Source organism: Cryobacterium sp. HLT2-28 (genome assembly GCF_004402495.1).
Lineage (GTDB): Bacteria > Actinomycetota > Actinomycetes > Actinomycetales > Microbacteriaceae > Cryobacterium > Cryobacterium mannosilyticum.
Window position 1 is genome coordinate 106,545 of the sequence record NZ_SOFH01000008.1, and the last position, 24,782, is coordinate 131,326.

Genomic DNA, 24,782 nt, shown 5'->3' on the forward strand with positions numbered 1-24,782 from the left:
GGATGCGCCTAAAGCGCCAGCTCCTGTTCGAAGGCACGGTTGCGCCGGGCGGCGCGCCGGTCATGCAGGAAGGCGACACCGTAGGCGGCGAAGTAGAGCACCACCATCGGGATGGCCAGGAGGAACATCGACACCACGTCTGCGGCCGGGGTCGCGATGGCGGTGAACAGGATGATCACGAGGATGGCCACCCGCCAGGACTTGATGATCGACTGGGCGCTGATGACGCCGGCGAAGTTGAGCAGCACGATGAACACGGGCAGCACGAACGCCACCCCGATCGCGACGACGAGTTTCAACACGAAATCAAAGTAGCTCTGCGCGGTGACCAGGGCGGCGTCCTGGGCCGGCGCGAAGCTCGTCATCAGCTCGACCACGTGCGGAAGCACGTAGAAACCGGCGGCGCAGCCGGCGAGGAACAGGGGGACGGCGGTGAAGAAGAAGCCGAAGGTGTACCGTTTCTCGGTGCGGGTGAGCCCGGGCACGAGGAAGGCGAAGACCTGGTAGAGCCACATCGGGCTTGAGACGACCAGGCCGACATAGAAGGAGATCTTCAGCTTGAGGTCGAAGGCGGAGGTGATGTCGGGGTAGTTGAGCTGGGCGCTGCGCTTCTGGGCGGTGGCGATCGTGTAGATCGGTTCGCGCAGGGCATCCCAGACGAAGTCGGACAGGAACCACCCGACGATGGCGCCGACCAGGATGCCGGCCGCCGCAAGGAAGAGACGCTTCCGCAGCTCGAGCAGGTGCTGCCCGAGCGACATCTTCCCGTCGGCGGCCTCGCGCCGAGGAGTGCGCCCTGGCACGTGGGTTATGACTTCGAGCTTGGGTCGGCGGGGCCGGCGGCCTTCGAGGAGTCGGTGCCCGTCGTTCCGGTGGTCTCGTCGTCCGGCTTGTCGCTCTTGATCTCACTCTTGAAGATCTTCATCGACTGGCCGAGGCTGCGTGCGAGAGCCGGAAGCTTGGGCGCGCCGAAGAGCAGGAGAACAATGACGAGGATGATCAGGAAATGCCATCCGGTCAGGTTGTTAAGCATGGGAGTCCGTCCTCTGGTTGGAAGGGGCGTGCTGCAACAGTTTACCTCGGGCAACCAAGCGATCCCGACGGAGCTGGCGGCGGTGCCGGCGCTCGGCGCGCCCCAGTTCGACGGCGAGGAGAACGTCGGCCGTCTCCTCGAACACGGCGGGCCGGAACCGCGGCCGCGGCGGGGCCTCCGGGGCGAGCTCGAGTCCCGCGACCTGCTCGGCGAGGGCTTCGAGCGCCTCCATCGTGCGCACGGCCTTTCGGAAGAGCACCTGGCCGAACCAGGCCAGCATCCCGAGCAGGACCAGGACCAGGCCGGTCCAGAGCAGGACCCAGCTCCACCAGGCCATCGGCTATCCCTCCCTGTCGCCGGGGACGGCTTCGTCGTAGCGCGCCGCGCCCGCAGCGGCCCAGTCCCGGGTGAGTGCCCGCGCTTCGGGTGGTCCGATGACGGTGACCAGGCCGGACAGTCCGGCGACGATTCTCTTCAGCCCGTGGAAGTGGGCCACCCGGATGCTCTGCCGCACGAGTCCGTCCGCCGCGTCGGGGCCGGCGCTCTGCGGCGCGTAGTCGGCGAGGAGCGGCACCGCGGCGGCCGGCAGCTCCACGACGACCTCGAGGTCGGAGTCCGAACCCTGGAACAGGGTGTCGGGAAGGGAACCGGCGGACCCCGAGCCGGCGGGGACATCCGTGACCCGGAGGCCGCTCATCCGGTCGAGCCGGAAGGTGCGCATGGCGCCGCGCAGATGACACCAGCCGCGCAGATACCAGTCCCGGTCGACGGACTCGATCCGCATCGGATCGACGTGCCGCGCCTCGTGACCGCCCCGGGAACTCAGGTAGTCGAATTCGATCTGCACCCCGCGCGCCACTGCCGCCTTGATCAGTGCGATCGCTTCTCCGGGTTCGGTGCTGGACACCACCACCTGGCTGGGAGTCGCCGAGGCGCTGCGCGTGAGCTTGGCCATCAGCGAGGCGATGGCCTCGACGTCCGCGTTCTCGGGCAGCGACGACAGGTACTGCAGGCCGGCGATCAGCGCTGCGGCCTCTCGGGCGGAGAAGCGGGGTGAGTCGTCGATCGCCACCAGGTGGGTGAGCACGATGTTGTCGTTGGTCTCGAATTCATCCCAGTGGATGTCGAACAGGTCGCCGTGCAGGTACTGCCGAGTCTCCCCGGGGATGCCCGACATCGCGATCAGGTTCACCGCGTCTCGTACGCGCTCCGGGGACACCCCGAAGTGTGCGGCGACCGTGCTCACACTGACGCTCTCGTGATCCATCAGGTACGGCACAAGCGACAGGAGGAAGGTCAGCTTGTCTGAGGCCCCAAGGGCAGGTCCGGCGTTCACTCGGTGCCTTCCTTCTCGGCATCGGATTCCAGGAACGCATCGGCATGCGCGTCCCTCACCCGGATCAGCCGGGCCAGGACTGCGGTCCGGAGCGCGGACGGGGAGCGAACGAGCACCTCAGGGCCGTAGCCTGCGAGCTCATCGGCCAGGATGTCGAGGTCGGTGTAATGGAGTGCCACGGTCGATTCGCCTGGGTCTCGGCCCGGCTCGACGGCCTGGCGTTTGGAGAGCCGCACCGCCGCATCGCTGCCCGGCTCGACCGTGATCTCGGCCAGGTTCGCCCTCCAGAGGGCGTCGAGTTCGGCCAGGGCCTCCTGGCCTTTGCCTGCGCCGCCGGGCACGAACGTCGCCCCCGGCACGGTCACCACCGGGCCGACGATTCGGGAGAGGAGGAACGTGCGGGTGGCCTGGGCATCCTCGTCCGTGCCGAACAGGTGCCAGCGTCCCTCGTGGAGCACGACAGCCTGCGGGGCAACCCGGCGGCGGCGTGGCAGGCCCTCCCCCGGTTTCAGATATTGGAATGCGACGATCTGCCCACGGTCCATCGCCTTGCTCAGCGGTTCGAAGGACGCGTCCCGCACGCGCAGCGTCGGCGAGTAGCCGAGCACCGGGTCCGTCGAATCGATGCCGAGCGAGTTGAGTTTGGTCAGTGCCCGGCGTGATTCCCCGGACAGCGAACCCTCCCGCCAGACCGTGGCGGCAAGCTTCAGCAGCATGAGTTCGTCAGCGGAGAAGCTCACGTCGGCGGGCAGCTCGTACAGGCCCTTGGGAATCCGGTAGCGCAGGTGGTGGTTGCTGCCCGGGTCGTCGGGCGGCTCCACCGTTTCCAGCGGGATTCCCAGTTCCCGGATGTCGTCCTTGTCTCGCTCGAACTGCCGTTCAAGGCTGGCGTTGTCCCCACCGACGGCATAGCGCTGCCGGTAGCCCTGAACGGTGGAGAGGATCTCCGCCTTGGTCAGACCGATCTCGGTGGCGATGAGCGCCAGAACGAGGCTGAACAGGCGTTCTTCGACCGAAACGCGGCTGGGCTTGTCGGGGATGGTGGACACGGTGCGAGTCTAGCGAACCGCCGCCTGCGCCTCCCGCCTAGCCGATCCCGAGGATGTCGGCGACGAAGACGAGCGTCGAGCCGGCCGGGATCGAGGCCTGGGCGGTGTCGCCGTAGCCCTGATCCGGAGGGATCACCGTGACGACCTGCGAGCCGACGGTCTGGCCGATGAGGGCCTTCGCGAACCCGGGGATGATGCCGCCCTGGGTTTTGGACCCGTCCGCGGCGATGAACTGCACCGGTCCGCCCTTGGCCCAACTGGAGTCGAACACGGTCTTCTCGGACCAGAGCACGCCCGTGTAGTGCAGGGTCACCGTGTCGCCCTCGGCCACCTTCGGGCCGGAGCCCTTCTTGAGCACGCCGATCTGCTGTTTCTTCGGCGCGGCGCCGGAGGGGATGGTGATGCCTGGCGTGCCGTCCGCAGCGAGCACTACCCCGGGCAGGCCGTTCGCGACGGGCTGGTCCGTGCCGTTCGCCCGCGGCAGGTAGGACTTGACCACGTCGATGACGAAGACCAGGCTGTCGTCTTTGCCGACGCCGATCTGCGCGTTGCCGCCCTGGGGTCCGAATGCGTCGTCGGGCGAGACGACCACGGCGACCCGTGAACCGACCTGCGCGCACTGGAGGCCCTCGGCGAGGCCCTTGATCGTCTTGTCGTTGAGCACGAAGGTGGTGGCGCTGGAGGCGTCGTACTTACTCTCGGTGATGACCTTGCCCGAGGTGCCGTTGTAGACGGACAGTTCGATCTTGACCTGCTGTCCGGGGACGAGGCCGGCTTCGGTGCCGGGGAGGATCTCGCTGCGCTGGGTCGTCTTCGTCTTCAGCGGTGTCGGGAAGTCGACCGTGGGGGCGCTGCCGGCCTTGCCGGTGACTGTGACCAGCCTGGCGGCGGCGCCGTCCGTGACCGGAGACTGGCAGGACCCGGCGGAGGCTCCGGCGCTGCAACCGCTGAGGACGGTCATCAGCAGCGCTGCGGTTGCGACGAGTGCAGGAGCTCTACGCACGGGTTCTCATTTCTCGGGGAAGTCCAAATGGTGCGGGGAATTGGGCGGCGAATCGAGGCCGGAGCCAATCCTAACCGGCGTCGGGCCGGCCGGACTTACAGTTAGTCGCCGGCCAGGTTGCGCGCCTTGGAGAGGGCCGCCCCGGTCTCAGCGATCCGCACCCTCTTGCGCATCACCTTGGGGCTGATGTTGCGTTCGCCGAGAGCGCCGGGCGTCCAGGCTTCCACGTCGGCGTCGGAGAAGTCCGTCTTCGACGGGCGGCGTTTGAGCTCGGGAAGGATGGTGTCGGGCGCGAGCCGCCTGGCGGTGATCAGGAAACCGGTGTGGCCGATCATCCGGTGGTCGGGACGCACGGCGAGCCCCTCGACATGCCAGCCGCGCACCATGGTCTCGTGCGAGTCGGGGTTCGTGTACTGGCCGGTCGCACGGATGGCTTCCGCCACCCGCGAGAGCTGGGTCACCGTGGCCACGTAGCAGAGCAGCACTCCGCCGGGCTTGAGGGCGGCGGACACGACCTCGAGGCACTCCCACGGGGCGAGCATGTCGAGCACGACCCGGTCGACGCTCTGGTCTGGCATCGTCTCCGGCAGTGTGTCGGCCAGGTCGCCGAGCGTGATCGACCAATTCTCCGGGTCGGCGCCGAGGAACGTGGCCACGTTGTCCCTGGCCACATCGGCGAATTCCGCGCGGCGTTCAAAGGAGGCGAGCCGGCCGGCTGGGCCGATCGCCCGGAGCAGCCAGATCGAGAGCGCGCCGGAACCGACGCCCGCTTCGACGACGGTGGCGCCCGGGAAGATGTCGGCCTGCGCGAGGATCTGTGCCGCGTCCTTCGGATAGATGATGGCGGCACCGCGGGGCATGGACATGACGAAATCGATCAGGAGCGGGCGCAGGGCGAGATGTTCGACACCGACGTTGTTGGTGACGACTGACCCGTCCGGAAGCCCGATGATGTCATCGTGGGCGAGGATGCCCCGATGGGTGTGGAAGACCTTGCCCGGTTCGAGCGTGATCGTGTTCAGCTTGTTCTTGGGGCCGGTCAGCTGCACCCGGTCGCCGATCCTGAACGGTCCGCTGTTCTGGATGACCTGGTTGTCGCTCATGCGTTGCTTACGTCCTCATTGTCGGCCGATTCGGAATCGGGCTGAATCGGTGTGCGTCCGGGGCGGCCGCGCCGCTCGCCGAACACGGCGGTGAAGCCCGCCAGGGACCGCCCGGAAAGGGACGGCCACAGATCGTAGTGGGCGCTTTCCGGGAGGGGGATCAGGTGGGGCACTCCGATGACGACCGCGCCGGAGGCGACGGCCGCGGCGATCCCCGGCAGGGAGTCCTCGACGGCGATGCACCGGACCGGGTCGACGCCCAGGTGCCCGGCCGCGGAGAGATAGGCCTCAGGGTGCGGCTTGCTGTTGGTGACCATGTCGCCCGCGACGATCGTGTCGAAGGCGGCGAACCCGACCAGGTCGGCGACCTGGCGGGCCATCCGTTCGGTGGACATGGTGACGAGCGCCATCGGCACGCCGGCGCTCTTGAGTTCGGTGAGCAGAGGCAGGGCTCCCGGGCGCCACGGCGGGCCGAAGTCGCGCAGGAGTTCCTGGACCCGGTCGGTGAGCCAGTTGACGATCGCGTCGGCGTCCAGGTCGACCCCGCGGCCCTGCAGGATCGAAGCGGACCCCCACAGGCCGGAGCCTACGAGCAGCATGCCGTCGCTGTGCGTCCAGACGCTGCCGAAGGATTCGACGAGTTCGGTCTCGGCGCGCATCCAGTACGGCTCCGAGTCGACGATCGTCCCGTCCATGTCCCAGAGCACGGCCGCAGGCAGGAGGGATTCGGGTCGGATCGGGTGCACGGAGTCCAAGTGTAGAGGGCACGGCCTATCCTTGACTGATGGTGCGCCGGGTGGCGCGCCCCCGGGATCGAGGTTTCAGGCAGTGACAGACTCCAACGGATTCCTCAGCGAACGACTCCTAGTGGTGGCGTTCGAGGGCTGGAACGACGCGGGCGAGGCCGCCACCGGCGCGGTGGGCACCCTGAAGGGCCTGCTCGACGTGTCCCCCCTCGCGGAGATCGACCCCGAGACCTACTTCGACTACCAGTTCAACCGTCCGACCATCTCCACCGGCGAGGACGGCATCCGGGTGCTCGAGTGGCCGAGCGCGATCATGTACGGGCCGACCAGCCCCGGTGAGTCAGCCGTACCGCTGGCCGTCGATGCCCAGTTGCGGGTGAGCGGCACGAACGCCGGGAACATCTACCTGCTCCTCGGCACGGAGCCCTCGCGCAGTTGGAAGAGCTTCGCGTCGGAGATCCTGGACGCGGCCCTGGCCGCGGACGTGGGCGGGATCGTGTTCCTCGGCGCGATGCTCGCGGACGTGCCGCACACCCGGCCGATCTCGATCTTCGTGTCCAGTGACAACCCGCAGGTTCGGGCCGAGCTGCAGATCGAACGCAGCTCCTACGAGGGCCCGGTCGGCATCCTCAGTGTGCTCGCGATCGCCGCCGAGGCGTTGGGCATCCCCACCCTGTCGATCTGGGCATCCGTGCCGCACTACGTGCACAATGCGCCGTCGCCCAAGGCCATACTGGCCCTGATCGACAAGCTCGAGGAGATCATCGATGTGGTCATCCCGCGGGGTGACCTCGTCAACGAGGCCGCGGAGTGGCAGAGCGGGATCGATGTGCTCGCGGGCGAGGACGAGGAGATGGCGGCGTACATCGCCCAGCTGGAGCAGGCCAGGGACACCGTCGATTCCCCGGAGGCCAGCGGCGAGGCGATCGCCCAGGAGTTCGAGAAGTACCTCCGCAAACGCGGCGACGGACGGGACGGCCGCGCGGATGGTCGAGCCGACGGACGGCCGGGCCCCGAGGGACCCCGCCAGCCCTGAGCCGACGGCTGCCGGGCGGAGCCGGGGCGAGCCTGCAGGGCCAGGCCGGAGAAGTCAGGCCGGTGAAGTCAGGCTAGAGTGCCACGCCGAGCAGCGCGTCCACGGCCAGGGCCACCGATGCCGGATTGTCGACGGCCTCGGCGGCCGCGGCGGCGTCGAGCACAGCGAGGGCACCCGGGGTGTCGAGGTCGGCGACCAGCGCAGCACGGAGCTCGTCGATGACCGCGCGGGCATCCACCGGACCGGGTCGGGCTCCACTGCCGAAGGCGGCGGTCCACTTCGTCAGCCGGGTGGCCGCGGCGTCCAGGTGCGCGTCGGTCCATTCCCAGTCGCTGCGATAGTGCTGGGCGAGCAGGGCGAGCCGGATGGCCCGCGGGTCGACTCCGGCGGCTCGGAGCCGGGAGACGAGCACCAGATTGCCGAGGGACTTGCTCATCTTCTCGCCCTGGTAGGCGACCATTCCCGTGTGGCTGTACACCCCGGCGAGCGGATGCCCGGAGAGCGCCGCAGCGTGCCCGGCGCTCATGTCGTGGTGCGGGAAGACCAGATCGCTGCCGCCGCCCTGCACCGTGAAGTCCGTGCCGAGTTCCTTGAGCGCGATCACGGAGCATTCGATGTGCCAGCCGGGCCGCCCTGCGCCGACCGACGACGGCCAGGACGGTTCGCCGGCCCGCGCGGCGCGCCAGAGCAGCGGGTCGAGCGGGTCTCGTTTGCCCGGGCGCTCGGGGTCTCCCCCACGCTCCGCCGACAGGGCGAGCATCTCGGGCCGGGCCAGGTTGCTCTCCTCGCCGAGGGTCCACGGTGCCAGGCGTTCCGCCGCCGCGATGTCGAAGTAGATGTCCGAACCGGCGGATCCGATCGTGCCGAACCTGGTGGTGTCGACAATGGAATCGCTGGTGGGTACCGCGTAGGCGATCCCGGCATCCCACAGCTGCGCCACGGCCGCCGCGATCTCATCGATCACTTCGGTGACGGCGACGTAGTCGTTCGGCGGGATGATCGCCAGCGCCTCCATGTCGGCGCGGAAGAGTTCGACCTGGGACGCGGCGAGTTCGCGCCAGTCGACGCCGGTCGCGGTCGCGCGTTCGAGCAGCGGGTCGTCGACGTCGGTGACGTTCTGGGCGTAGTGCACCCGGTAGCCGGCGTCGAGCCAGACCCGCTGAAGCGTGTCGAAGGCCAGGTAGGTCGCCGCATGGCCGAGGTGGGTCGCGTCGTACGGGGTGATGCCGCAGACGTAGAGCCGGGCCGCAGCGGACGGTTTCGCTTCCACGAGGGTCTCCGTGGCCGTGTCGTACAGCCACGGTGCGCCCGACTGGCCGGGGAGTTGCGGGATCTCGGGTCGTTGCCAGGCGCGCATTGAACCAGCCTAACTAGGCGGCGATGGTGTTGGTGGCCAGCAGGCCGAACAGGACGAGGCCGAGCGCGATCCGGTAGATCACGAACGGGAGGAAGCTGCGCTTGGAGATGTAGTTCATGAAGAACCCGATCACGAACAGGGCGACGACGAAGGCGATGACCGTGGCGACAAGGGTTTCGAACGGGCCGAAGATCTCGGGGGTGCAATTGGTCGCGGCGGGGAGGCAGGGCTTCGCGATCGACTTGTACATCTGGTAGAAACCACTGCCCAGGACCGCGGGGATGGCGAGCAGGAAGGCATACCGGGCGGCGGCGCGCCGCTCGTAGCCCATGAACAGCCCGGCGGTGATCGTGCCGCCGGAGCGGGACACCCCGGGGATGAGTGCGAGGGCCTGGGCGAAACCGTAGACGACGCCGTGGCGGACGGTGATGTCCTTGAGCCGGCGCTTCTTGGCGCCGACGTAGTCGGCGATGCCGAGCAGGATGCCGAAGACGATCAGCACGGTCGCGGTGATCCAGAGGTTGCGGAGCGAGGACTCGATCTGGTCCTGGAAGAGCAGCCCGAGAACGATGATCGGCAGGGAGCCGAAGATGATCAGCCAGCCCATCCGGGCATCCGGGTCTGTGCGCGGCACCTTGCCGAGGAGTGAGCGGAACCACTGGCCGATGATGCGCACGATGTCGCGCCAGAAGAAGAGCACGACGGCGGCCTCGGTGCCGATCTGGATGATCGCGGTGAACCGCGACCCCGGGTCGGCCCCGGTGCCGAGGAACTCGCCCACGATGCGGATGTGGGCGCTCGAGGAGACCGGGAGGAACTCGGTCAGCCCCTGGACGAGGCCGAGGATGATCGCGTTGATGAGATTCACGTGCCGCTCGCTTCGCTGTCAGTAGTTCGAAAGCAGATCGGTCAGGACCTGCCTGCCAAACACTAACGCGTCGAGCGGGACCCGCTCGTCGACTCCGTGGAACATGGCCGGAAAATCAAGATCTGCTGGGAGTTTCAGCGGGGCGAACCCGTAGCCTTTGATGCCCAGTGTGCTGAGCGCTTTGTTGTCGGTTCCCGCGGAGAGCAGGTACGGCAGCACGGGCGCGCCCGGGTCGTGCCGACCGAGCGTATCGACGACGGCGTCGACCAGCGGTCCGCCGAACTCGGTTTCCAGGCCGATGTCGCGGTGCATGATGACGATTTCGATGTCGGGCCCCACGAGCTCGGCCACCTCGGCCAGCACCTTGTCCTCGTCGCCGGGGAGGGTGCGGATGTCGATGAGCGCCTCCGCCCGGTCGGGGATGACGTTGTGCTTATAGCCGGCGTGCAGAACAGTTGGATTCGTCGTGGTGCGCAGGCTGGCCTGGATGAAGCCGGACGCCGTGCCGGTGGCCAGGGCCAGTTCGTCGGGGCCGACGCGCTGCGGGTCGACGCCGAGCACCCTGGCCAGTTCGGCCAGCAGCGCGCTGGTGGTGTCGGTGAGCCGGATCGGCCATTCGCGCCTGCCCACCCTGGCCACGGCCTCGGCCAGCCGGGTGACCGCGTTGGCGTGGATCAGGCGGGATCCGTGGGCCGCCTCGCCGCGCGCGATGAGCTTGATCCAGATGAGAGCTTTCTCACCCGTTTGCAGCAGATAGGCGCGCTGGCCGCCGAGGGTGATCGAGTAACCGCCGACCTCGCTGATCGCCTCTGTTGCCCCCGTGAAGAGTTCCGGATGCGTGTCGACCAGGTAGTGCGAACCGAGCACTCCCCCGGCCTCCTCGTCGGCGAAGAAGGCCACGACCAGGTCCCGGGCCGGCTGCCGGCCCGAACCGAGGATGTCCTGCAGTGCGGCGAGGATCATCGCGTCCATGTTCTTCATGTCCACGGCTCCGCGGCCCCAGAGCAGGCCGTCCTTGATGACGCCCTCGAACGGGTCCACCGACCACGCCTCAGGGTCGGCGGGGACGACGTCGAGATGACCGTGCACCACGAGGGCCCCCCGGCTCGAATCGCGACCGGGAACACGGGCGACGACACTCGTGCGGCCTGGTTCGGAGTCGAACAGCTGCGGGGCGAGGCCGAGGGCGCGGAGGTTGGCGGCGACGTACTCCGCGGCATCAGTCTCGCCGTTGGAACGGCCCTCCCCGTAGTTGGTCGTGTCGAAACGGATGAGGTCGCGGGCGATCTCGGCCGTCAGGTCCAGACGGGCGTCAGCCGGGGTGTTCTCAGCGGAGGAAAGCATGGCCTTCACGCTACCGGGCCGTGCCCGATACCGGGGACGGCGGGCGCGGCCTGAGGTCCCTGAAATCCGTGCTAGATTATCTATTCGGCGGCCGGACAACGGCAGCCGAAGCACCAGCCCGGGTGGCGGAATGGCAGACGCGCTAGCTTGAGGTGCTAGTGCCCTTATGGGCGTGGGGGTTCAAGTCCCCCCTCGGGCACAGAGAGAGGTCCGGAGTATTCCGGACTTCCGTTTGGGAAATAGGCCGGACAACCGATATCGGTTGTCCGGCCTTTTTTTGCCCAAAACCAGGTGCCGAGACCCCTCGCGATCACCGAGTGCCACTCGTGTTCCATGATGAACGCCCGGGCAGGTGTGTTCCGCGGCGTTCGAGGTTCGAATCCTGGCATCGGGTATGAGCGCATACTGGCGGGATGCACACGGAACCAGGGGCACGCGGTCTAGCAGTCATTACCGGCGGGAGTCGTGGAATCGGTTCCGCCACCGCGATTGCGGCGGCACACGCCGGCTGGTCAGTGCTCCTCACCTATCAATACGATGAGCAAGCAGCCGTCAAAGTCGTCGAGACGATTCACGCCAGAGGCGGTCTCGCGTCCTTCATCCGCGCAGACATGGCGAACGAGCACGACATAGCGGCGATATTCGAGGCCGCAGACAGGCTCGGCACGGTCACGGCGTTCGTCGCCAACGCCGGACTCGCAGCCTCGCAGTCGAGAGTCGATGAGCTCACCGCTTCACGCATAAGAGAACTACTCGCGGTCAACGTAGTGGGCCCCGTCCTAGGCTGCGGCCATGCAGTGCGGCGGATGTCCACTCTTCATGGCGGTGCGGGTGGCAGCATCGTCTTGGTCTCCTCAACGGCCAGTCGGCTGGGGGCACCAGGTGAGTACGTGGACTACGCCGCATCGAAAGGGGCAATCGACACTCTCGGCATTGGTTTGTCACGTGAAGTCGCAGATGAGGGCGTCCGCGTGAACGTCGTTCGGCCCGGAGTCATCGACACGGAAATGCACGGACGAAACGGTCGCCCGGACCGGGCGACGGACATGGCCCACACCATTCCGATGAAGCGAGCCGGACATCCTGCGGAAGTCGCTGCTGCGATCGTCTGGCTACTCGGCGACGACGCAAGCTACTGCACCGGAAGCATTCTGGACATAGCGGGAGGCCGCTAGACCAGGTGCGGATTGCTTCTGTCAGTCGCTCTCGTAGAGATCCCGATCAAAGGGTGACTTCTGACCTTTGATTCGGGTGGGAATGGCGGCGGTCCCTCTCCCGCTAGCCTTGGGGGCATGGATGCTGTTGCCGACTACTACGGTCGCTTTGCGGCGCTCGAAGCCCGCGGCAGCTCAGCCATCTTCGAAGACTGGGCTCTGGGAATTGCCGGGGACGTGGAGGTTCGATCCCTCATCGCACACCTGCCCCGACCCAAGCAGCAAGCCAATCTCGTCTTCGCCGCCTCCCGATCCAAGGGGGCACCCCTTGCCGAATATGACGTGTTCCGGGAGTGGTTGCTGTCGAGGTGGGCCGAGGTGGTTCCAGTGGTTCTGGCTCGGTCGACCCAAACGAATGAGGCCGCCAGGTGTGCGACCCTGCTCCCGCATATTGCCTCCATCAGCGGCCCGGTTGCCCTGCTCGAGGTGGGTGCTTCAGCCGGCCTGTGTCTTTACCCCGATCGCTACAGCTACCGGTATCACTCCGCCGGCACCCTTCACAAGGTCGACCCGAAGGATGGCCCGAGCTCCGTCGTCCTCGACTGCGACCTGAGAGGAGCGCTTGACGTGCCAATCCGATTGCCGGATGTGTTCTGGCGAGGTGGAGTGGACCTCAACCCGATCGATGTCACCGATATCGACAGCCTTAACTGGCTCGAAGCATTGGTCTGGCCCGAACATGATGAGCGCCGAGCTCGACTCCGTGCGGCGGCGCGAATCGTTGCCCAGGATCCTCCTCTGCTGGTGGCCGGTGATTTGAACGCCGAGGTGGCCAACCGTGCGGCACAGGCACCTGACGACGCCACCCTCGTGGTCTTCCACAGTGCGGTCCTGGCCTACCTCGAGGTGGAGGACCGCGACCGCTTCGTCGACCAGGTGTCAGCCCTCGATGCCGTTTGGTTGAGCAATGAGGGCGTAGCCGTGCTCCCCGAACTGGCTGCGCAACTCCCCACTGGGATCGCGGTGAACGGCGATTTTGTGCTCGCGAAGAACGGCGTTCCGGTGGCGCTCACCGCACGGCACGGCCAGTACTACCGTGCGCTCCCTACGACATAGCGCCACTCTGCGCTGTGGCGCGCGAATGCTAACATCGGCCTGTCGGCCGGCCGGCTCTGCGGCGCAGCCGCGGGACGGGTGTCAGCCGTCAACGCTGGAGAGGTTCACCGCTCATGCCCGAATTCATCCACATCACCCGCTCTCAGCCCCGGGACGACCGGCCATGATTCGTGAAGACTCCCTACGGCGCATGTACGCCGGCGGCCGCCCGAACCGGTGGGCGCGTTTTCTGAACCGGATCAGCTCGATGGTGTTCTCGCTCGGCATCGTCGGCCACGGCGCTGTGAGCATCGAGACTGTCAACCCGAAGTCGCGCACCCTGCTCACCCTGCCGCTCGTGATCGCCCGCTTTGACGGGAATGAGTACGCGGTCTCGATGCTGGGACAGGGTTCACGATGGGTGCGCAATGTGCGGGCCGCGAACGGAAACGCCGTCATCCACGCGGGGCGCAGGCGACCGGTGCTGCTTGACGAGGTGCGAGCGGATGCTCGCGCGCCGATTCTCAAGGCCTACCTGGCGCAGGCTCCCGGGGCCCGGCCGCACATTCCGGTCGATCAGTCGGAGCCGGTCGCGGCGTTCGAGGCCATTGCAGCCGACTTCCCGGTGTTCCAGATCCGCGATGCCGAGTGAGCGCTCACCCGGCGCCCCCGAGTTGCCTTCGCGACGTTGCTCGCAGCAGACTAGAGGTACCGGATCGCTACTGAGTCTTCCGCCCGCGGCTGAGGAGCTCCCCATGACTGAACCCAACGACGCACGCGTCGGCCTCTACATCGACTTCGACAACATCGTCATCTCTCGCTATCAGCAGTTGCACGGGCGCAACGCCTTCCAGCGCGACGGCATCCGCGATTTCGACAAGTCCAGCCGGGATGCCGACCCTGAGATCGCGGCGAAGCTCGCCGCCGCGACAGTCGACTTCAACGCCATCATCGACTTTGCCGCATCATTCGGCACCCTGGTCGTCAACCGCGCATACGCCGACTGGTCGGTTCCCGTCAATGCGAGCTACCAGCGCCAGCTCATGTCCCGGGCGGTGGACCTGACCCAGTTGTTCACCACGACCACCCGGGGAACCAAGAACGGGGCCGACATCCGTCTGGCCGTCGACGTGGTCGAAGACCTCTTCCGACTGCCGGACCTCACCCACGTGATCATTATCGCCGGGGACTCCGACTACATCGCCCTCGCCCAGAAGTCGAAGCGCCTCGGCCGTTTCGTGGTCGGCATCGGTGTCGCGGGGTCGACGAGCACCTCGCTTGCGGCCGCGTGCGACGAGTTCGAGGACTACTCCTCGCTGCCCGGAGTCGACAAGTCCGCCGCCGAGGCAGTGGAGAGGCCCAAGGCGACCAGGAAGGCCGCTGAACCCGCCGAAACGGCACCAGAACCGACACCCAGCAAGGCCCGCAAGCTCACGACGATTCCCATGTTCTCGCACACCGAGGATGCGCAGTTCGACGAGCCGGAGACCGGCGACGACATCGACCCGCAGACACAGGCGACGGAGCTCCTCGTGCGCGCGCTGAAGATCGGTCACGCCAAGGCCGACGCCGACGAGTGGCTCAACACGGGCACGATCAAGAACCAGATGCGCCGGATGGACCCCGCCTTCAACGAAAAGCCGCTCGGCTTCCGTTCCTTCACCGATTTCCTCGCCTCGCGCGGCGATCTGGCCGAGCTGCAGGAGGACGGCCCTCAGCGGCTCATCCGGCTGCGTCCTGAGGCAGAAAGTCGACGCTAGGCCTCGATTCGGCACGATTGAGGGCGCCGATCGCGCCACCCTCGAACCCGGTCGGCGCAAACAGCCCCGATTAGACTCACCAGCATGCCCATTCCCGCTCGCGACGTCGACGGCCGGCTCGCCGCGTCACGGGTGGCGGGCGGGGATGCCGCACAGGGCATCGCCCGTCGGCTGAAGGTCCTGGCCGACCCGACCCGGGTGCGACTGCTCGGCCTGGTCGTCGACAGTCCCGGTGGGCGCGCTCTCGTCGGCCGGCTCGCCACCGAACTCGGTCTCCGACAGCCGACCGTCAGCCACCACATGCGAGTCATGGTCGACGAGGGCCTCCTGGAGCGCGAGAAGGACGGCCGGGTGGTCTGGTATTCCATCGCCCCGGGCCGGCAGGCAGAGGTAGCCGAGGTGCTGCTCGCGGACGGGGGCGCGGAGCCAGTTCCGCCGGCACCCGCAGTGCTGCACCGCATCGCCGACGACCTCGCAGTCCGATTCCGCGGGGTGTTCTCGCCGGAGACGATTGACCGCTACGTCACAGAGAGCTACGCCCTTCTGGCCGAGCGGGCCCGCCTCACCCGCTTTCTGCCGTCGCTCACCAGCAGATTCGCCGGCGACCGACTCCAAGCCCTCGCCGCCGTTGAGAACCGGGTCACCGACGACGCGCCCGAGATATTGTTCGTCTGCGTGCAGAACGCCGGGCGTTCCCAGATGGCGTCGGCGATCCTTCGATCCCTGGCCGGGGAGCAGGTGCGCGTGCGGACCGCCGGTTCCCAGCCGTCGGAGTTCGTGAACCCGCTCGTGGTTCGCGCGCTGGACGAGATCGGCATTCCCCTCGCGGGCGAGTACCCCAAGCCGCTCACCGACGAGGTCATCCGCGCCGCCGACTACGTGATCACCATGGGTTGCGGAGACGCGTGCCCGGTCTACCCGGGTCGGCGCTACCTGGACTGGGACCTGGCCGACCCCGTCGGACTCCCCCTGTCCGGCGTGCGGGCCGTTCGCGACGACATCAGTCTGCGCGTCCGGGGCCTGTTGGCCGAGATCCAACGGAGGGCGCCAGACTGAACGGCAGCTGAACCTTCCGTCCCGCGGTGCGCGATCCATAGATGCTCGTCTATGCTTTTAGTCATCTCCGACCGAAGGACTCACCCATGACCGACAAGCCCACTGTTCTCTTCGTCTGTGTCCACAACGCCGGCCGCTCGCAGATGGCAGCCGGCTACATGACCGCCCTGTCCCAGGGCCGGGTCGAGGTGCTCTCCGCCGGGTCAGCGCCCAAGGACCAGATCAATCCCGTCGCGATCGAGGCCATGGCCGAGGAGGGTATCGACATCGCCCATAACGTGCCGAAGATCCTCACCACCAAGGCCGTCAAGGAATCGGATGTCGTGATCACCATGGGCTGCGGCGACACCTGCCCGATCTTCCCGGGCAAGCGCTACGAGGACTGGGAACTCGCCGACCCGGCCGGCCAGGGCATCGAGTCCGTGCGCCCGATCCGCGACGAGATCAAGGCGCGCATCCAAGCGCTGCTCGCCGAGATCCTCCCTGTCCTGCCCGCAGACTGACCGCATTAGTGCATGACTGATATCAACGGAATATGAGTCAGGCCCTTATGTCGTCGCCGGGCCCAGCCGGATCAGCATCACCACAAAAGCCACCAGTGCCCAGCTGGCGAAACTGCCCACGAGAAAATACTCGGCCTTCGAGCCGCCCGGGTCTCTCGATATCTCGGGAAAGCGGATGATGCCTTTCGCCGCGACGATCGCCGCTATCGCCGTGAATGCTCCCGCGAGCACGAGGGCGAGCAGGAAGACGCGCTCGAGCGGGCCGATGAAGCGGCCTCCCTTCAGCTCGACGACGACCTCTGTCGGCGCGTCGGCAGCGGAAGAGCGCGATGGAGGCCGCCGCCAGGACCGGCCACGTGTGCCCGGGCGACTGGCCGCGGACGGGGCGGGGGCGACGCTCGTCGACCTCTCGCCGTGCAGCGCGAGCCGTACGATGACGTTTGACGTCTCGATCAGGAAGAGTGCTCCGCCCACGACGAGGGCGAATGAGGTGAACGACACCGCGTGGAGTGACGCATAGGGCAGCGCGGCGTACCAGCCGGGGAGCAAGCCGCTGGGTCGGGAGAGCTCCGGACCCCAGACGAACGCGACGATCGCGGTCGCCGCCAACACCCCCACTGCCCAGAATCCGGCACGGTGACTGCCGTCCGACTCGCCCGTGGAGATCAGCCAGCCGATGACCGCGACCACTGCGATGAGCGACCACCACCACTCCTGGCCGCTGCCGGTCGCTGCGAGCACGAACGACGCGATGCCCACCGATGCCGCGAGCCACAGGCGTCGCCTGCTTCCCGAACGGGCTCGCGCAAGATCGGCGACACCGAGGGATCCGAGGAGGGCGGCGAGCAGGATCACCGCTCGACCTCCAGTAGAAGGGCTTCACTCGCCAGGAGTGCGTTGGCTCCATTGCGGTTCAGGTTCTGAGACACCGCCGACTGGGTGATCCCTTCCTGCTCGGCGAGGTCGCCCTGCGTCGCGCCGAGCAGGTGACCCAGCAGCAGCCGGCGGGCGCGCGGGTTCATCGACCCGACGATGTGGTCGCGTGCAAGAAGGTAGGCGTTCACGAGAGCCTCGTCGGGAGTTCCGGTCTCTGAGGCCGCACGAAACCAGGTGCGCACAAAGCTGAGTTTCGAGTACTCATGTCGTCGCGCCTCATCGATTGCCTCCCTCGCGGACCACCACGCGGAACCATCCTGCACCAGACCAGCGACACCGGAGCCGATCGTGGTCACCTCGCCTCTGCCGATGCCGAAGCGGCAGTCCACGCCGTCGGGCAGGCAGAGCCGAGAGAGGAGGGTCGCCCGGGTCGCGTCTCCGAGGGAGGAGTACACGGCCTGGAATTCGTCGCCGATCGTAGCCGCGAGCGGCTGGCGTGCCGCGATGATCCCGTTGACCCGGCCGAAGGCATCCTGAATCTCCTGTTGCAGCGCACGCCGGTCATCGTGCGAGCGAGACTTCGAGACGTCGACGATCACGGCCCATGAATCGGATGCGGTGTTCATAGCATAAGCGTATACCTTATTCTCAGTTTTTATAAGACTGCGACTTATGCAAAACGCACTGCGCACTGGGCATCACCGGGGATTCGGCCGACACGAACGTCCGCGACACTCCTATTCGGCGTCGCGGGCCCGCGCCGACTTGGGCGAAGGCACGCTGCTCCGGGGCGCTCAAGCCCGCACCTCGCGAGCCTCGTCCACCGACAGCTCCCTGACGGCGAACGAGTCGTCGTCTGCGAACGACTTCATCCGGGCGATCCGGTAGATGATCAGGCCGTAGAGCACCTTGGCGAGGATGTCGGCGATCGAGTAGCCGAGCTGTTTCCCGACCCAGGCATCCGCCCCGTCGAGACCAAGCAACGGCAGGAGGTAGGCGATCGGGTAGACGCCCCAGGTCAGGAGGAGGAGCAGGCGGAGCTGGCTGATAGTCCTGCGCACGCTCGCCGGCTGACGGTCTAGCGAGCGGGTCAACTCGACGAAGAGCACGTACAGAATGTACGCGAACGGGATGGTGGAGAGCAGGCCGAACAGGCCGCGAAGACCGTTGTCCCCGGTGATCTCACCGGGGTACCCGAGCGCGATCATCAGGGCCGATGCCGGGATGAGTCGGGTGAGGAGACTCGTCTGCACTCGACGGGCAAGGGCGAGCACTGCGATCAGTTCGAGGAGGAGCAGCGGCACGGTCAGCAGCCAGTCGACATAGCGGTAGCCCTCGTTGAAGCCGGCGCCGGCGACCTGCAGGTAGTCCCCGCGCCCGCCGACGGCGTCTGTCACGAAGGCGGCCTTGAACGAGTCGAAGATGCGGAAGTAGTGGTACGCGGCAATGCCGCAGACGATCGCCGCCACGGTCATCGCCTGCCGGTACCTCGGCAGCACGCGGGTGAGGCTGACCAGCATGAAGATCGACGCGAAGAGCTGCGCCGCGATCACGAGGGAGAAGATGTTGTAGACGGTGTCGTACTGGGACTGGGTCAGCGAATCGGGTATCACGGTGTCCTCCGGGTAGCGAAACGATCGTCGAGCGGCGCGGTGTGAACTCGTCCTCAGCGAATCGGATTGAGTGAGATCTACGTCTCTTGTGACAACTAGTTCTCGATCCGTTGCCCTCTTGGATGCACCCCCTCACACATCGAAGAGCTCCCGACCCGCCAGGGTCTCCAGTCCGACGACGTTGCGGCGGGGTCCTGGAGCTGCCAGCATGAACTCGATGACCAGCTCCGCGGAATACCTCCAGGCCTACGATGACCAGCTTCGAACCGACGCGGAAACGCCCGGCGCCCTCAGCGTCACCCGGCTGGGCCCGTTGCGCCTCGTGACGTTCGCCGGCGGTCGCGGCTTTGTCACCTACCGGGATCTCGGCCCGGCAGACGGCTCGCTGGCCGAGCTGGTCGCGGGTGCCCTCGATCACTACCGTGCGGACCCACAGATCACCCGCGTCGAATGGAAGACCCGGGGCCACGACCACGCGCCCGGATTGCACGGAATACTGCTGCAGAACGGGTTCGAGCCGGAGGAAGCCGAATCGATCATGATCGGTCCGCTCGAAGGCCTGTGCACGGATGCCCCCGTGCCGGACGGTGTCACCGTGCGGCGAGTCGCCGCCGAGGTGGAGGTGCGTGCCATGAGTGCGATGGCGGACGAGGCGTTCGGTGAGAGTGTCGACACTCGCATGGCTGACGCGTTGCTCAGGCGCCTCGCCCGCGACGACGGCATGGAGCTCTGGGTGGCCGAGGCGGATGGCCGGATGGTCTGCGGGGGCCGACTCGAGCCGGTGCCCGGCACCGACTTCGCCGGCATCTGGGGTGGCGCCACCCTCAAGGCCTACCGAGGCCGAGGCATCTACCGTGCGGTGACGGCAGCTCGGGCCGTGTCCGCTCTCGCCTCAGGCAAGAGATTCGTGCACAGCGACTCGACCGAGGATTCGCGTCCCATCCTCGAACGTTCCGGCCTGATCAAGGTGTCGACGACCACGCCCTACAACTGGACGCGCTGACCTCGGCGTCAGGGAGGCAAGCCTGTACTCTCACGTCACGAACGTGCACGATCTACGGGCACGGGTGGCCGTGCTGACGTGGGCGGAACTTGCGAGACGTCCGCGACGGAAGCCAGGGCGATCGACGGGTTCGTCGCGATTCAGGGATTCCACCACGGCCGCAGCGGCAGATCACCGACCCGGCCACCGTCACCGGGTTTGACCGCCAGCACCTGGTGCAACTGGATACCGCCGGTCTCGAACGCGAGCCGTGACCCGGCCATGTAGAGTCCCCACACCTTCGCTGTGGGCAGTCCCGCCTCGGCCACCGCCTCGTCCCAATGCTCGACGAGGTTGGCGCACCAGTCGCGCAGCGTCATCGCGTAGTGCTGGCGCAGGTTCTCCTCGTGCACCACCTCCAGCCCGACATCCTGGGCTGCGCTGATGATGCGGCCCGAGCCGGTGAGTTCCCCGTCGGGAAACACGTAGCGGTCGATGAACCCGCGGGTGGACGCCTCGGATCGGTTGTCCGGCCGGGTGATGCAGTGGTTCAGCAGCAGCCCGCCGGGGCGCAGCCGGGATTGCAGGAAGGCGAAGTACGCCGGGTAGTTGCGCACTCCGATGTGCTCGAGCAGCCCGATCGACGACACGGCGTCGAAGCCGGTCTCCGCGATGTCGCGGTAGTCGCCGAAGCGGACCTCGGCCAGCCCGGACAGGCCCTGCTCCGCGATTGCCCGTTGTGCCCAGGCGGTCTGCTGTTGCGACAACGTCACGCCGGTGGCTGTGACGCCGCGGCGGGCTGCGTAGCGCACCATGCCTCCCCAACCGCACCCGACGTCGAGCAGCCGGTCGCCCGGCTTCAGCCGCAGCTTTTCGAACACCAGCCGGTACTTGTTCTCCTGGGCCTCGTCCAGCGAGGCGTCGGGATGCGGGTAGCACGCGCAGGTGTAGGTCATCGAGGGCCCAAGCACCCACTCATAGAAGGTGTTCGAGACGTCGTAGTGGTGGTGGATCGCTTCGGCGTCCCTCGTCCTGCTGTGCCGGAGCCCCCCGGCGACGCGGCGCCAGCGGGGCGGTGCCTCCTCCGGCGGCGGTGCGATCGGGCGCAGGTGCAGGGCGCCGATGGAGCGGATGATGTTGGCCGTCACCCGCGGCGGTGGCAGCGTGAAGACCAGCTCACCGGCGAGTGCCTTGAGGAGTTCGTAGGGGTCGCCGGGATGCACCCCGTGGACCTCGAGGTCTCCGGCGATGTAGGCGCGGGCGAGACCCAGATCGCCGCGGCCGGTGGCCAGGTAGGTTGTGCCCCGCGGCGTCTTCAGGTCCAGTCCGAGCGGGGCGTCGGACGGACCGGCCGCGCTCCCGTCATAGGCGGTGAATCTCAGCGGGAGCCGCCCGCCGGCGAGGATCTCCAGGATCTGGGCGAGGGTGAGCTTCCCTTGAGTGCCCGGCCTCGCTGCCTGGCCTGACTCCTCCGGCAAGAGTTCCTTGAATGTGGTCATCGTCGTTGCACCGCCTTCGCATAGAGGTCGAGGAGACGTGAATCGGGGTCGTACCGCTTCTTCACGGATTGATAGGTTTCCGCGCCATAGAGGTCGTCGAATTCCTCCGGAGTGTAATAAGAGTCGGAATACAGGGACTTGTGCCCGTGGAACTCGCTGACCTTCCGTTCGATCAGACGGTTCGTCTCCCCCTCGGTCGACCCCACCGGCACGGTCGACCAGAAGCCGACGTTGACGTAGGTCTGCTGGGGTCGGATCGGGTAGAGCGGCCAGCCGCCGCCCTGCAGCCGTAACGGGCACAACCAGATCGGCGTGATCGGCACGGTGGCGAGGAACCAGTCGAGGAACTCCGCACTCCGCTCGATCGGCACCTCGACGTCTTGCACGACCCGCTCGCGTGCCGGCCGGCCGGCCAGTCGCTCGACGCGGTCGCCGATGTGGAATCGCTGTTCGTAGCGCATCAGCGTGCCGTAGAAGCTGCTGCGCCGAAGCGGTCGAGGCCAGAGCCGGCGGATCATCGGACGCTGCACGCCGAACGCTTCCGAGCACCAGAACCAATCCGTGTCCCACCGCCAGAGGTAGTCGTGGATGGTGAGCCGGTCCTTCCTGACACCGTCACCGTGCTGGATGGAGCGGTAGTAGATCTGTTGGCCGGTGTAGTCGCTCACCGGTCCGGGTGCCGCCGTCTGCGTGCCCACGCAGAGGTAGCTCTCGTCGGCGCTGAACACCACGCCGTCGAGGTAGTCCACGCGGTCGCCGTCCACCGCCCGGGTCGCAATGATGCGCCCCGTCGCCGTGACCAGGTCGGTGAGCGTGTGGAACCGCAGATGCCGGAGTGCGACATACGGTTCGACCGGTTCCAGCGCGATGCGCAGGCGCACCGCATAGCCGAGCGTGCCGGACGAATTGGGGAAGGCCCGGTAGAGGTCTTCGTGCTCACGGGGCGAGGCCGTGACCACCTCCCCCGCGCCGGTGAGGATGTCCATCTCCAGCACCGACTCGTGCGGCAGCCCGTTGCGGAACGACGTGGACTCGATGCCGAGGCCGGTGACCGCGCCGCCCAGGGTGATCGTCTTGAGTTGCGGCACCACCAGCGGCGCCAACCCGTGTGGCAGCGTCGCGGCGACGAGGTTCTCGTACGTGCACATGCCGCCCACGTCGGCGGTCCGCGCTTCTGGGTCGACCGCGATGACGCCCGTCAATCCCGAGGTGTCGAGACCCCTGGTGGTCGGTTTCGCGCGAGACCGGAACAGATTCGAGGTGGGCTTGGCCAGCCGAACGGATGCCGCAGGCGGCACCGCCCGATAGCTCGCCAGGAGGCGCTCCACGCCTGCGGCGTGAGCGGTCCGTGCGCCGATCGCGGGAGTGGACACGCCTCCACGCTAGTCCTCGGTCGCATCCGCCGCATCCGCCCGGCGCGACCCTGCCCGCACTCACCGATTCGAGCGACGAGGTTCTTCTCGTGCGGAGAAGAAACGCGAAAGTTCTGCCGCGAACTCTGAAGAAGACCCGTTGTCCGTGCCGCATTCTTCATATAGCAGTCGAAATCGGGCCGCAGATCCAGCCGTCCATGCCCCGAACAATTCAACGTCGAAGGAATGCACATGACCAACTACCAGAACGACATCGAGTCCATCGAAGCGCTGAAGCGCAATGTCGGTCGCAGCTGGGATGCCATCGACCCGGAGTCGGTCGCCCGCATGCGCGCACAGAACCGATTCAAGACCGGCCTCGAGATAGCCCAGTACACCGCCGACATCATGCGGAAGGACATGGCGGAGTACGACGCCGACTCCTCCGTCTACACGCAGTCCCTCGGCGTGTGGCACGGCTTCATCGGCCAGCAGAAGATGATCTCGATCAAGAAGCACCTGAAGACCACCAACAAGCGCTACCTGTACCTGTCCGGCTGGATGGTCGCCGCGCTGCGGAGTGAGTTCGGCCCGCTGCCCGACCAGTCCATGCACGAGAAGACGGCCGTTCCCGCGCTGGTCGAGGAACTTTACACCTTCCTCCGTCAGGCCGACGCCCGCGAACTGGATCTCCTGTTCACCGGCCTGGACGCTGCCCGTGCCGCCGGCGACGACGCCGCGGCCGCGGCCATCCAGGAGCAGATCGACACCTACGAGACCCACGTCGTACCGATCATCGCGGACATCGACGCCGGCTTCGGCAACCCCGAGGCGACGTATCTCCTGGCCAAGAAGATGATCGAGGCCGGCGCCTGCGCCATCCAGATCGAGAACCAGGTCTCGGACGAGAAGCAGTGCGGCCACCAGGACGGCAAGGTCACCGTGCCCCACGAGGACTTCATTGCGAAGATCAACGCCGTGCGCTACGCGTTCCTCGAACTCGGCGTCGACAACGGCATCATCGTCTCCCGCACCGACTCGCTCGGTGCCGGCCTGACGCAGAAGCTCGCCGTGACCTACCAGCCCGGCGACCTGGGTGACCAGTACAACTCCTTCCTCGACGTCGAAGAAATCACCGAAGCCGAACTCGGCAACGGCGATGTCGTGATCAAGCGAGAAGGGAAGCTGCTGCGCCCGAAGCGCCTGGCCAGCAACCTGTTCCAGTTCCGCCAGGGAACCGGTGAGGCCCGCTGCGTGCTCGACAGCATCACCTCGCTGCAGAACGGCGCCGACCTGCTCTGGATCGAGACGGAGAAGCCGCACGTCGCCCAGATCGCCGGAATGATGAACGAAGTGCGCAAGGTGATCCCGAACGCCAAACTGGTCTACAACAACAGCCCGTCGTTCAACTGGACCCTCAACTTCCGCCAGCAGGCCTACGACTCTCTGGCCGCCGAGGGCAAGGATGTCTCGGCGTACGACCGGGCCAAGCTCATGAGCGTCACCTACGACGACACGGAGCTCGGCCGGATCGCCGACGAGAGCATCCGCACCTTCCAGCGCGACGGCTCGGCCGAGGCCGGCATCTTCCACCACCTCATCACGCTGCCTACCTACCACACGGCGGCGCTCTCCACCGACGATCTGGCCAAGGGGTACTTCGCCGACCAGGGCATGCTCGCCTATGTCAAGGGCGTGCAGCGTCGGGAGATCCGCGAGGGAATCGCCACGGTCAAGCACCAGAACATGTCCGGATCCGACATCGGCGACAACCACAAGGAGTACTTCGCCGGCGAGGCCGCGCTGAAGGCCGGTGGCAAGAACAACACGATGAACCAGTTCGAGGAACCTGTCCTGAGCAGCCGCTGATTCGACGCCGCGTGTTGAGGTGACACCGAAGAAGCCCCAGTCGGAAGACTGGGGCTTCTTCGGTGTGCCGGCGACCGGGAAGCGGCTGATGCCCGAGCCGTCGACGATGAGGCCCAGGAAATCACCACGGGTTTTGTTGACTTCCCGG

At 67.0% G+C, this 24,782-nt stretch carries 25 protein-coding genes and 1 tRNA gene; 10 read left to right on the top strand and 16 right to left on the bottom strand.

The features are described 5' to 3' along the window. Positions 1 to 8: 8 nt before the first annotated feature. The 8 genes from tatC to E3O48_RS03595 all read right to left on the bottom strand — a co-directional run bounded on the left by tatC (position 9) and on the right by E3O48_RS03595 (position 6,270). The gene (gene tatC, locus E3O48_RS03560) at positions 9 to 761 is read right to left on the bottom strand and encodes a twin-arginine translocase subunit TatC (protein WP_134506899.1); all 753 of its coding nucleotides are present in this window, start codon (positions 759 to 761) and stop codon (positions 9 to 11) included. A gap of 47 nt (positions 762 to 808) precedes the next feature. After that, positions 809 to 1,033: a Sec-independent protein translocase subunit TatA gene (gene tatA, locus E3O48_RS03565; protein WP_134506483.1), complete on the bottom strand. Its 225-nt coding sequence runs from the start codon at positions 1,031 to 1,033 to the stop codon at positions 809 to 811. Then, positions 1,026 to 1,370 carry a hypothetical protein gene (locus tag E3O48_RS03570; protein ID WP_134506485.1) on the bottom strand — a complete coding sequence of 115 codons (345 nt, stop codon included), beginning with the start codon at positions 1,368 to 1,370 and terminating at the stop codon, positions 1,026 to 1,028. Before E3O48_RS03570 ends, tatA begins: the two co-directional genes overlap by 8 nt. A gap of 3 nt (positions 1,371 to 1,373) precedes the next feature. After that, positions 1,374 to 2,369 (bottom strand): YafY family protein, encoded by a 996-nt coding sequence (locus tag E3O48_RS03575; RefSeq protein ID WP_241982381.1) that lies wholly within the window; start codon positions 2,367 to 2,369, stop codon positions 1,374 to 1,376. Continuing rightward, positions 2,366 to 3,418, bottom strand: coding sequence for a YafY family protein (locus tag E3O48_RS03580; RefSeq protein ID WP_241974464.1), 1,053 nt, complete (start codon positions 3,416 to 3,418; stop codon positions 2,366 to 2,368). Before E3O48_RS03580 ends, E3O48_RS03575 begins: the two co-directional genes overlap by 4 nt. A gap of 37 nt (positions 3,419 to 3,455) precedes the next feature. Next, positions 3,456 to 4,421, bottom strand: coding sequence for an FKBP-type peptidyl-prolyl cis-trans isomerase (locus E3O48_RS03585; RefSeq protein WP_134506487.1), 966 nt, complete (start codon positions 4,419 to 4,421; stop codon positions 3,456 to 3,458). Between the two features lie 101 nt (positions 4,422 to 4,522). Continuing rightward, positions 4,523 to 5,524 (bottom strand): tRNA (adenine-N1)-methyltransferase, encoded by a 1,002-nt coding sequence (locus E3O48_RS03590; RefSeq protein WP_134537340.1) that lies wholly within the window; start codon positions 5,522 to 5,524, stop codon positions 4,523 to 4,525. Further along, complete coding sequence (locus tag E3O48_RS03595) at positions 5,521 to 6,270, bottom strand: HAD family phosphatase (protein ID WP_255453697.1); 750 nt, start codon at positions 6,268 to 6,270, stop codon at positions 5,521 to 5,523. The genes E3O48_RS03590 and E3O48_RS03595 overlap by 4 nt, the downstream gene beginning before the upstream one ends. Before the next feature lie 82 nt (positions 6,271 to 6,352). Between E3O48_RS03595 and E3O48_RS03600 the strand changes: the two genes are divergently transcribed. After that, positions 6,353 to 7,306: a PAC2 family protein gene (locus E3O48_RS03600; RefSeq protein ID WP_241982382.1), complete on the top strand. Its 954-nt coding sequence runs from the start codon at positions 6,353 to 6,355 to the stop codon at positions 7,304 to 7,306. 73 nt (positions 7,307 to 7,379) lie between these two features. Here the strand turns inward: E3O48_RS03600 and mshC are convergent, their stop codons facing one another. Genes mshC through E3O48_RS03615 form a run of 3 tightly spaced genes read right to left on the bottom strand, consistent with a single transcriptional unit; the run spans position 7,380 to position 10,875 of the window. Beyond that, positions 7,380 to 8,663 (bottom strand): cysteine--1-D-myo-inosityl 2-amino-2-deoxy-alpha-D-glucopyranoside ligase, encoded by a 1,284-nt coding sequence (mshC, locus tag E3O48_RS03605; protein WP_134537342.1) that lies wholly within the window; start codon positions 8,661 to 8,663, stop codon positions 7,380 to 7,382. A gap of 13 nt (positions 8,664 to 8,676) precedes the next feature. Continuing rightward, positions 8,677 to 9,531, bottom strand: coding sequence for an undecaprenyl-diphosphate phosphatase (locus E3O48_RS03610; protein WP_134537343.1), 855 nt, complete (start codon positions 9,529 to 9,531; stop codon positions 8,677 to 8,679). An 18-nt stretch (positions 9,532 to 9,549) separates the two neighbouring features. Beyond that, positions 9,550 to 10,875, bottom strand: a complete 1,326-nt coding sequence (locus tag E3O48_RS03615) for a M20/M25/M40 family metallo-hydrolase (RefSeq protein ID WP_134537344.1) — start codon at positions 10,873 to 10,875, stop codon at positions 9,550 to 9,552. Between the two features lie 116 nt (positions 10,876 to 10,991). On the opposite strand from E3O48_RS03615, the gene E3O48_RS03620 reads away from it, so the two are divergent. The 7 genes from E3O48_RS03620 (at position 10,992) to E3O48_RS03650 (ending at position 16,443) form a co-directional block, all read left to right on the top strand. After that, positions 10,992 to 11,074: transfer RNA gene (locus E3O48_RS03620), tRNA-Leu, on the top strand. A gap of 214 nt (positions 11,075 to 11,288) precedes the next feature. Further along, positions 11,289 to 12,050 carry an SDR family oxidoreductase gene (locus tag E3O48_RS03625; protein ID WP_134537345.1) on the top strand — a complete coding sequence of 254 codons (762 nt, stop codon included), beginning with the start codon at positions 11,289 to 11,291 and terminating at the stop codon, positions 12,048 to 12,050. 117 nt (positions 12,051 to 12,167) lie between these two features. Then, positions 12,168 to 13,145 carry a DUF2332 domain-containing protein gene (locus E3O48_RS03630; protein WP_134537346.1) on the top strand — a complete coding sequence of 326 codons (978 nt, stop codon included), beginning with the start codon at positions 12,168 to 12,170 and terminating at the stop codon, positions 13,143 to 13,145. Between the two features lie 163 nt (positions 13,146 to 13,308). Then, positions 13,309 to 13,776: a nitroreductase family deazaflavin-dependent oxidoreductase gene (locus E3O48_RS03635; protein ID WP_198413022.1), complete on the top strand. Its 468-nt coding sequence runs from the start codon at positions 13,309 to 13,311 to the stop codon at positions 13,774 to 13,776. 103 nt (positions 13,777 to 13,879) lie between these two features. After that, positions 13,880 to 14,884: an NYN domain-containing protein gene (locus E3O48_RS03640; protein WP_134537347.1), complete on the top strand. Its 1,005-nt coding sequence runs from the start codon at positions 13,880 to 13,882 to the stop codon at positions 14,882 to 14,884. A gap of 84 nt (positions 14,885 to 14,968) precedes the next feature. After that, a complete protein-coding gene (locus tag E3O48_RS03645) occupies positions 14,969 to 15,940 on the top strand; it encodes a metalloregulator ArsR/SmtB family transcription factor (protein ID WP_134537348.1) in 972 nt (323 codons plus the stop codon). An 86-nt stretch (positions 15,941 to 16,026) separates the two neighbouring features. Further along, positions 16,027 to 16,443 carry an arsenate reductase ArsC gene (locus E3O48_RS03650; RefSeq protein WP_134537349.1) on the top strand — a complete coding sequence of 139 codons (417 nt, stop codon included), beginning with the start codon at positions 16,027 to 16,029 and terminating at the stop codon, positions 16,441 to 16,443. Between the two features lie 45 nt (positions 16,444 to 16,488). Here E3O48_RS03650 and E3O48_RS03655 read toward each other — a convergent pair whose 3' ends face one another. The 3 genes from E3O48_RS03655 to E3O48_RS03665 all read right to left on the bottom strand — a co-directional run bounded on the left by E3O48_RS03655 (position 16,489) and on the right by E3O48_RS03665 (position 18,932). Then, positions 16,489 to 17,298, bottom strand: a complete 810-nt coding sequence (locus E3O48_RS03655) for a hypothetical protein (protein ID WP_134537350.1) — start codon at positions 17,296 to 17,298, stop codon at positions 16,489 to 16,491. Continuing rightward, entirely contained in the window at positions 17,295 to 17,945 is a 651-nt protein-coding gene (locus tag E3O48_RS03660; protein ID WP_134537351.1) for a SatD family protein, read from the bottom strand. The genes E3O48_RS03655 and E3O48_RS03660 overlap by 4 nt, the downstream gene beginning before the upstream one ends. A gap of 168 nt (positions 17,946 to 18,113) precedes the next feature. Then, positions 18,114 to 18,932, bottom strand: coding sequence for a bacteriorhodopsin-like (locus E3O48_RS03665; RefSeq protein ID WP_174774745.1), 819 nt, complete (start codon positions 18,930 to 18,932; stop codon positions 18,114 to 18,116). A 217-nt stretch (positions 18,933 to 19,149) separates the two neighbouring features. Between E3O48_RS03665 and E3O48_RS03670 the strand changes: the two genes are divergently transcribed. After that, positions 19,150 to 19,935, top strand: a complete 786-nt coding sequence (locus E3O48_RS03670; RefSeq protein WP_134537352.1) for a GNAT family N-acetyltransferase — start codon at positions 19,150 to 19,152, stop codon at positions 19,933 to 19,935. A gap of 140 nt (positions 19,936 to 20,075) precedes the next feature. Here the strand turns inward: E3O48_RS03670 and E3O48_RS03675 are convergent, their stop codons facing one another. Both E3O48_RS03675 and E3O48_RS03680 read right to left on the bottom strand, forming a co-directional pair. Beyond that, positions 20,076 to 21,413 (bottom strand): class I SAM-dependent methyltransferase, encoded by a 1,338-nt coding sequence (locus E3O48_RS03675; protein WP_134506513.1) that lies wholly within the window; start codon positions 21,411 to 21,413, stop codon positions 20,076 to 20,078. Continuing rightward, positions 21,410 to 22,786 (bottom strand): FAD-binding oxidoreductase, encoded by a 1,377-nt coding sequence (locus tag E3O48_RS03680; RefSeq protein WP_134537353.1) that lies wholly within the window; start codon positions 22,784 to 22,786, stop codon positions 21,410 to 21,412. Before E3O48_RS03680 ends, E3O48_RS03675 begins: the two co-directional genes overlap by 4 nt. A gap of 231 nt (positions 22,787 to 23,017) precedes the next feature. Here E3O48_RS03680 and E3O48_RS03685 point away from each other — a divergent pair, with 231 nt between their 5' ends. Further along, the gene (locus tag E3O48_RS03685) at positions 23,018 to 24,634 is read left to right on the top strand and encodes an isocitrate lyase (RefSeq protein ID WP_134506517.1); all 1,617 of its coding nucleotides are present in this window, start codon (positions 23,018 to 23,020) and stop codon (positions 24,632 to 24,634) included. Positions 24,635 to 24,782 lie beyond the last annotated feature (148 nt).

What these genes read in the sequence shown, in the direction of transcription:
- tatC (WP_134506899.1), bottom strand. Translation starts at nt 761, where the DNA reads ATGTCGCTCGGGCAGCACCTGCTCGAGCTGCGGAAGCGTCTCTTCCTT.
- E3O48_RS03650 (WP_134537349.1), top strand. Translation starts at nt 16,027, where the DNA reads ATGACCGACAAGCCCACTGTTCTCTTCGTCTGTGTCCACAACGCCGGC.
- tatA (WP_134506483.1), bottom strand. Translation starts at nt 1,033, where the DNA reads ATGCTTAACAACCTGACCGGATGGCATTTCCTGATCATCCTCGTCATT.
- E3O48_RS03675 (WP_134506513.1), bottom strand. Translation starts at nt 21,413, where the DNA reads ATGACCACATTCAAGGAACTCTTGCCGGAGGAGTCAGGCCAGGCAGCG.
- E3O48_RS03635 (WP_198413022.1), top strand. Translation starts at nt 13,309, where the DNA reads ATGATTCGTGAAGACTCCCTACGGCGCATGTACGCCGGCGGCCGCCCG.
- mshC (WP_134537342.1), bottom strand. Translation starts at nt 8,663, where the DNA reads ATGCGCGCCTGGCAACGACCCGAGATCCCGCAACTCCCCGGCCAGTCG.
- E3O48_RS03570 (WP_134506485.1), bottom strand. Translation starts at nt 1,370, where the DNA reads ATGGCCTGGTGGAGCTGGGTCCTGCTCTGGACCGGCCTGGTCCTGGTC.
- E3O48_RS03640 (WP_134537347.1), top strand. Translation starts at nt 13,880, where the DNA reads ATGACTGAACCCAACGACGCACGCGTCGGCCTCTACATCGACTTCGAC.
- E3O48_RS03645 (WP_134537348.1), top strand. Translation starts at nt 14,969, where the DNA reads ATGCCCATTCCCGCTCGCGACGTCGACGGCCGGCTCGCCGCGTCACGG.
- E3O48_RS03625 (WP_134537345.1), top strand. Translation starts at nt 11,289, where the DNA reads ATGCACACGGAACCAGGGGCACGCGGTCTAGCAGTCATTACCGGCGGG.
- E3O48_RS03685 (WP_134506517.1), top strand. Translation starts at nt 23,018, where the DNA reads ATGACCAACTACCAGAACGACATCGAGTCCATCGAAGCGCTGAAGCGC.
- E3O48_RS03670 (WP_134537352.1), top strand. Translation starts at nt 19,150, where the DNA reads ATGACCAGCTCCGCGGAATACCTCCAGGCCTACGATGACCAGCTTCGA.
- E3O48_RS03630 (WP_134537346.1), top strand. Translation starts at nt 12,168, where the DNA reads ATGGATGCTGTTGCCGACTACTACGGTCGCTTTGCGGCGCTCGAAGCC.
- E3O48_RS03660 (WP_134537351.1), bottom strand. Translation starts at nt 17,945, where the DNA reads ATGAACACCGCATCCGATTCATGGGCCGTGATCGTCGACGTCTCGAAG.
- E3O48_RS03615 (WP_134537344.1), bottom strand. Translation starts at nt 10,875, where the DNA reads ATGCTTTCCTCCGCTGAGAACACCCCGGCTGACGCCCGTCTGGACCTG.
- E3O48_RS03590 (WP_134537340.1), bottom strand. Translation starts at nt 5,524, where the DNA reads ATGAGCGACAACCAGGTCATCCAGAACAGCGGACCGTTCAGGATCGGC.